This is a genomic window from Acinetobacter sp. yr461, from assembly GCF_900110445.1.
GTDB lineage: Bacteria > Pseudomonadota > Gammaproteobacteria > Pseudomonadales > Moraxellaceae > Acinetobacter > Acinetobacter calcoaceticus.
On sequence record NZ_FODU01000002.1, the window covers coordinates 381240 to 388996 of the forward strand.

The following is a 7757-nucleotide window of genomic DNA, read 5'->3' on the forward strand; positions in this document are numbered from 1 at the left end:
TGTATGCAGCAATGGCTTCGTAGTTCCAAATTCTTATTAATATTTTTACCGATTTGGCTATTTGTTTTATCTTGGATAAGACCTCTTTCTGTACCAGATGAAGGACGCTACGGAGACATTAGTCGATCTATGTTTGAATCGGGCGATTGGTTAATTCCCCGCATCAATAGTTTGCCATTTATGCATAAGCCCCCTTTATTACACTGGTTAAGTTCTATATTTATGGAGCTTTTCGGTATGCATATTTGGGTGTTGAGATTAGTTCCAGTATTAGCAGCTACACTCATGCTAGTCAGCCTATTCTTATTTGTTAGAAAGCATATTTCAGAACGTGTAGCACAGCTTACTGCCATTATTTTAGGTACCAATTTATTGTTTTTTGGTAGTAGCGAATATATTAACCATGATCTACTCCTAGCTTCATGGATTACAGTAAGTGTTTTATGTTTTGTTGATTTCACAATTTCAGCACGTAAATCTATTTTGTTTTTAGGGTATTTTGCGGGTGCAGCAGCATTTTTAAGTAAAGGCCTGATTGGTGTATTAATTCCCGGTATGATTCTCTTACCATGGTTGCTCTACACGAAACAATGGAAAAAAATTCCTTCATTGCTTAACCCTTTTGCTATTCTTTTATTTATATTACTGGTTAGTCCATGGCTATATGCAGTTCAACTTAAATATCCTCAATTTTTACATTATTTCTTTATAGACCAGCAGTTTAGCCGATTTAGTTCAAAAGAGTTTAATAATAAGCAACCATGGTATTTCTATCTGCTTATTTTATTTGTCAGTTACTTACCATGGATTTTTGCGAGTAGATTTCAATCTATTAAAACCGTATTTCAAAATTATAAACAATCCACTTTACTTGCCCTGCTTATATGGTGGTTTATTTCTGTCACCATTTTTTTCTCTATTCCTCCGTCTAAACTAGCAGGCTATATTTTACCAGCTGTGCCCCCGCTCGCTATTTTCTTGGCACTCGTTATTAATCAAGTGATTGAAAGCGACTACAAAACTAAATTACAGGTTTGGGGTGTACCTATATTTATTATGCTTGTCGGAATAGGTATTACTGCTACACCGCATTTCATTCGTGCACATCAACCCTTTTTCCAAAACCAAGCCCTATTCATTTATACAATTGGTGCTCTATTAATTGTGCTTCCACTGGCTTTAGTCTGTTTATATAAAAATCAGAAATTAAACTATTTGAACTATATTTTTATTAGTTTAATTGTTCTGTGTAGTTCAGTTCCTTTTGCCGTTCGTATTTTAGATACCAAAAATAATGTGGGACAAACGAGTTTTGCTGAATATATGACACCATCAACAAAAATAGTTTTCTACAATTACTATTTCTATGATGTTCCATTTCTTTTACACCTAAAACAGCCTGTATATATTGTAAACCAATGGGATGCCGTGCATTCAGATAGTGCCTCTTTAGAAATTAAAGATGGTTTGTTGTTTGAACCACAACGCAAAAAATACTTATGGAGTGAGCAACAGCTTCAAAATGCTTTAAAGCAAAAGCAAGATCTTATTTTAGTGAGTCAACCCAATAATTTTGCGACTAAAGATCCCTCTGTTAAAACATTACATTATCGAAATTATGATCTATTTATCTTTCATAACTCCAAATAAGCCGCCAATAAAAAAAGGAAGCTTACGCTTCCTTTTTTTATTTAATTTCTACTTACTCTTCTGATGCATCGTCATTCGTAGACACTGCATCTTCGGTATCTAATTCTGAAGTATCAACCTCTCCTTCGAGAAACTCTTCTTCATCTTCAACCGCTTCAATAGACACAACACCCACCAAGGTTTCTTCTTCGCTTAAACGAATTAGACGTACACCTTGTGCATTACGACCAGTCATTGCAACTTCTGCTGCACGAGTACGAACTAATGTACCGCCATCAGAAATAAGCAACAGTTCTTTGCTTTCATCAATAGATACCGCACCCACAAGCTCACCATTACGTTCACTTGTCTTAATTGCAATAACACCCTTACCACCACGTTTTTTGGTTGGGAAGTCATTTACAGGAGTACGTTTACCATAACCATTGGCACTCGCACACAGCACTTCACCCGTTTCAGGAACAACAACAAGTGATACGATGCGACTTACTACACTTAACTCTGCTGAATCTTCATTATCATCAGATTCATCATTTTCAATTTCTGCATCTTCTTCACTTAAAGTGTTGCTTGCAATGCTAACGCGCATACCACGGACGCCTTTAGCAGTACGACCCATTGAACGCACATCGGTTTCAGCAAAACGAATTGCCTTACCTTCATTCGAGAACAACATGATTTGCTGATTACCATCAGTAATCGCAACACCAATTAAGGTATCCTCTTCATTAAGTTCAATTGCACGTAAGCCATTTGAACGAATGTTAGAGAACTGCTCTAAATCAACACGTTTAACTGTACCTGAAGCTGTTGCCATAAATACGTAATGGTTTTCTAGGAACTCTGTTAACGGCAAGATCGCAGTTACTGTTTCGTTCGCATCTAAAGGTAACAAGTTTATAATCGGGCGGCCTTTTGCACCACGTGATGCTTGAGGCACTTCAAATACGCGAAGGCGATATACTTTACCTACGTTAGTAAAACACAGCACAGTCGCATGGTTTGAAGCTACAATGAGATGTTGAATAAAGTCATCACTCTTCATTGAAGTTGCAGACTTACCACGTCCACCACGGCGCTGAGCCTGATAGTCAGAAAGCGGTTGAGTTTTTGCGTAACCTGTTTGTGAAACCGTTAATACAACTTGTTCTTCTGGAATTAAATCTTCACGACTAAAATCAATACGCGATTCAATAATTTCCGTACGACGTCCATCACCATACTGTTGTAAAACTTGTGCTAATTCTTCACGAATCACAGCCATCAATAAATTGAAATCATTAAGAATTGCAGTAAGTTCAGCAATTTGACCTAAAATTTCAGTATATTCAGCATGTAATTTGTCTTGCTCAAGACCCGTTAAACGATGTAAACGCAACTCTAAAATTGCACCTACTTGCGTTGGAGATAGACGATAAATCGATTCAGATAAGCCAAATGGACGATCTGGGTTTTCACCTTCGATTTCATCTGGGCGAACAGAAATAGCACCAGCTTTTTCGAGTAAAGAAACAACACCACCGCCAGCCCACTCACCTGTAAGTAAACGCTCACGCGCTTCAGCTGGGTTAGCAGAAGTTTTAATGGTTTCGATAATTTCATCAATATTGGCTAAGGCAACGGTTAAGCCTTCCAAGATATGACCACGTTCACGTGCTTTACGCAATTCGAACATGGTACGGCGTGTCACTACTTCTTGGCGGTGACGAATAAATGCCGCAATAATATCTTTCAGATTCATCAATTTTGGTTGTCCATTGTCAAGACAAACCATATTGATGCTGAATGAGTTTTCAAGCTGTGTATTTAAGAATAAGTTATTTACAATGACTTCGGCGTTTTCACCGCGTTTCAAGTCAATCGCAATACGCATCCCGTCTTTGTCAGACTCATCACGAAGCTCTGAAATACCTTCAAGTTTTTTCTCTTTAACTAACTCGGCAATACGCTCAATAACTCTTGCTTTGTTAACTTGATATGGAATTTCAGTAAAGACGATGGTTATACGACCTGTCTTTTCATCTTCTTCGAAATGGTACTTACCACGAATGTGTAGTCGGCCTTTACCTGTACGGTAAGCATCAACAATACCTGATTTACCGTAAATAATACCGCCTGTAGGGAAATCAGGACCAGTAATATATTCCATCAATCCTTCAATCGAGATATTCGGATTGTCGGCATAGGCTAAACATGCATTCACAACTTCTGTCATGTTGTGTGGTGCCATGTTTGTTGCCATACCAACAGCAATACCGGCAGCACCATTAATTAGCAAGTTTGGAACACGTGTCGGAACCACCTGAGGAATACGCTCAGATCCGTCGTAGTTATCTTCCCAGTCAACAGTGTCTTTTTCTAGATCTGCAAGAAGTTCATGCGCTAACTTTGTCATACGGACTTCGGTATAACGCATTGCAGCTGCGCTATCGCCATCAATCGAACCGAAGTTACCCTGACCATCTACCAATAAATAACGTAAGCTAAAGTCCTGAGCCATACGTACAATGGTTTCATAAACAGCTGAGTCACCATGAGGGTGATATTTACCGATTACGTCCCCAACAACACGTGCAGATTTCTTGTAGGCTTTGTTATAGTCATTGCCCAATTCGTGCATGGCAAATAGCACACGACGGTGAACAGGTTTTAGACCGTCTCTCACATCCGGCAATGCACGAGATACGATTACACTCATCGCGTAATCTAAATATGAATGCTTGAGTTCATCCTCAATGGCAATCGGTCGGATTTCCGATACGCTCATGCATACTCCTTCTTACAGATAGAAATTTCCATCTGCTTATATGTCTTGATCTTGCAAAAAATTTAGTTCCGAAAACTGAACTAAAGTCGAAAAAAATATAGCTGTATACTATAGCACAAACTGCTCATTAACTGGGAGTTTAACAATCTGAAAATAGCATTTTTTTACAATAAAAATTCCATTAGAATTAACAAGTTAAAATTAGACATTTCTGCTTTTAAATGTATTTTTAAAAACTGCACAATTCGACTAAAATACAACCAACACAAAAGTGCTCCCTAGAGAGCACTTTTTATTTATTCTTAAAAATAAAACTTTTTTAATTAGCTTGGTTCAACGATATTTAGCTTGAACATTCTTGTTTTTAGTCAAATCTATTATTCTTCTGATTTCTTTAAAAATCATTTTAGAGTTTTTATTTTACAGGTCGATATTGAGCAGGAACCCACTGATATCCTTTTGAATTTTTACCAATATGTCCTATGCCAGGAAAAGCTATATGTGCAGCACCTATCCACCACTGATTTTTATAGGCTTGCTCAAAGATCTTTTTACGGACCGTGACCGCATGCTTAGAGTCAGTATCAGGTTTATAACTTGCCTCGGGGTAAGGAAATTGCACTGCTGCATAATGCACAACATCACCTAGACCTAAGAACTTTTGTCCTTTCTGTCCATCTACCAAATAAGATGAATGACCTTCCGTATGCCCATGAGTCGTTATGAGTTGAACATTCGGTACATTAAAAGAAGCTTTAGTAAAAGCAATCAATCGGCCAGCCTCCTGATAAGGCTTTAATGCATCTCTGGTCATTTTAAATATTGGCTTAAAAAAATCAGTGGCTTTTGCTTCATTAACAGTCGACGTCCAAAAATCCACATCCTCTTTAGCCAAATAAACTTTGGCATTCGGATAAGCCATTTTGCCATCTAGCGTAATTCCACATAAATGATCAGGATGAGCATGTGTAATCAAGATCGTATCTATTTGTTCAGGTTGTATACCTGCCTTCTTCAGATTTTCACGTACATAGCCCAAGGTTGGACCAAAACATTTTGCAGTACCTGCATCAATTAAAATGTTTTGTGTAGGTGTTTGTACAAGATAGGCAGAGAAATCTGTGACAATATGATTATGTTCATCTACAGGAACAAAATTTTCTGTAAACAACTGATTCGCTTTTTCAGCTGAAATACCCAATAAATCACTACGAGGTAATCCTAGTTCTCCATCGAATAATGCTGTTACTTTGAGATTGCCTACAGGTTGTAAAAAATAACCATCAACCTGATGAACGCTGGAATTTTGTTGAGCATGTGTGATAACACTGGCGCTTGCTAGCCATAATATCGCAATTGATTTTAATAATTTCACAATAGAATCCTTAGTATTTTAATACCTCAACTCTATCCATTTTTATCTATCTAAATCGCTCAAAAATCGGTGTGAATCGCTCAAATTGAATTATTAGGCAGCTAACACAGTTGGGTCTACACCATAACGCTCTATAAAGCGTTCACGAAAAATAGCAACGGATTGATATCCAGATTTTGCTGCAATAGTTTTCATGGGCAACTTATTTGAATATAACAGCCCAAGTGCATAAGCAAGACGTGCCTGAGTAATCGTTTCTCTTAAGGATGTTTCTTCATGCTTAAGTTTGCGGCGAAGTGTTGCACTACTCAAACCTAAACGCATTTCAATCTCGCTAGATTGCCAATGGTGCTGTGGACTCTCTATTACCCAGTCATGAATTATTTTTGCCAATTTAGGTGGAGGTACAATTAATACATCCGAATAATGCTGTTGGCACAGCTGTACAAGTATAGAGGCAATACATAAACGTGCTTTCACCAGATCGTTATCAAACAAAGCTGTCCGCCACTCAGCTAGATGTGTAGAAAAATCATCGATTGAAAATTTTAATATAGCTTCAGTTTTGTCTACAATCGGCTTAGCCCAAATCATCTGTGCAGCTTGAATCACCTCTTCACACATGGGTACAAGAATGGTTAAGTATTCACCCGTCACTGGATCTGGTAGATTAACTGCATCAATAATCGTATCTGGTTTCACGATATACAAGTTGCCAGCACTTAAATTGATTTGTTTTGTTTGAATATTTAGTTGCTGTTGACCATGCAAAATGATGCCCATGTGCAACCGGTTCACTTTAATATTTGACAGGCCATGCTGACTTTTCGATCGAATACACAAATAATCTCGCGCCATATCTGCCCTTGCCAATCTCACAAGTGATTGATGCAATTGATGAGCCTCTACGGAAGTAGAAAAAATGATATTCATAATGATGATCTAAATAAAAAACGCCCTTGGCTATTTATAGCACAAGGGCGTTTTTGAATAAGTGACAAGCTGTAAATTACAACTTGCTTACCAACTCTGGTACCACAGTGTTCAAATCACCAACTAACCAGTAGTCAGCAACACTGTTGATTGGAGCTTCTTCGTCTTTGTTGATTGCAACAATAACTTTAGAATCTTTCATACCAGCTAAATGCTGAATCGCGCCAGAAATACCAACAGCAACATAAAGATCAGGCGCTACGATTTTACCAGTTTGACCAACTTGGAAGTCGTTAGGTACAAAGCCTGCATCAACTGCTGCACGTGAAGCACCTTGTGCTGCACCAAGCTTGTCAGCTAATGGGTCAAGTACTTTATGATAGTTCTCACCAGAACCTACACCACGACCACCAGAAACAACAATACGAGCAGCTGTCAATTCAGGACGGTCAAGCTTAACGATTTCTTCAGATACGAAGTTAGAAATACCCGCATCTTTGGCTTCACTTACTGCTTCAATCGCAGCAGAACCACCTTCAGCAGCGACTGGATCAAATGCTGTACCACGAACAGTACCAACAATGATTGCTTCGTCAGACTGAACAGTTGCAATCGCGTTACCTGCATAGATCGGACGCTTGAATGTGTTAGCAGATTCAACAGAAATAATATCTGTAATCATGCTTACATCAAGAAGAGCAGCAACACGTGGAAGAATGTTCTTACCAGTTGTTGTAGAAGCAGCTAATACGTATTTGTAACCTTTAGCCAAATCAGCAACTAAAGCAGCTACGTTTTCAGCTAACTGGTTTGCATAAGCAGCATTGTCAGCAAGTAAAACCTTGCTTACACCAGCAACTTTAGCAGCAGCATCAGCAACTGCCTGAGCACCAGAACCAGCAACTAATACAGTAATATCACCACCGATTTTTTGTGCTGCAGCAACAACGTTTAAAGTAGCACCGTTAAGTACTTGGTTGTTGTGATCAGCGATAACTAAAATACTCATGATTTTATCCTTCCGTATTAGAT

5 protein-coding genes are annotated in these 7757 nt (G+C 38.4%); 1 reads left to right on the forward strand and 4 read right to left on the reverse strand.

All coding sequences use genetic code 11. The features are described from left to right. Nucleotides 1–3 precede the first annotated feature (3 nt). A complete protein-coding gene (locus BMW38_RS06270; RefSeq protein ID WP_092706603.1) occupies nt 4–1650 on the forward strand; it encodes an ArnT family glycosyltransferase in 1647 nt (548 codons plus the stop codon). Nucleotides 1651–1702: 52 nt separating this feature from the next. Here BMW38_RS06270 and gyrA read toward each other — a convergent pair whose 3' ends face one another. The 4 genes from gyrA to BMW38_RS06290 form a co-directional block, all read right to left on the reverse strand. Further along, entirely contained in the window at nt 1703–4417 is a 2715-nt protein-coding gene (gene gyrA / locus BMW38_RS06275) for a DNA gyrase subunit A (protein ID WP_092706605.1), read from the reverse strand. A gap of 415 nt (nt 4418–4832) precedes the next feature. After that, the gene (locus tag BMW38_RS06280; protein WP_092706607.1) at nt 4833–5792 is read right to left on the reverse strand and encodes an MBL fold metallo-hydrolase; all 960 of its coding nucleotides are present in this window, start codon (nt 5790–5792) and stop codon (nt 4833–4835) included. A 93-nt stretch (nt 5793–5885) separates the two neighbouring features. After that, complete coding sequence (locus BMW38_RS06285) at nt 5886–6725, reverse strand: helix-turn-helix domain-containing protein (RefSeq protein WP_170834040.1); 840 nt, start codon at nt 6723–6725, stop codon at nt 5886–5888. A gap of 76 nt (nt 6726–6801) precedes the next feature. Then, entirely contained in the window at nt 6802–7734 is a 933-nt protein-coding gene (locus BMW38_RS06290) for an electron transfer flavoprotein subunit alpha/FixB family protein (RefSeq protein WP_092706609.1), read from the reverse strand. Nucleotides 7735–7757 lie beyond the last annotated feature (23 nt).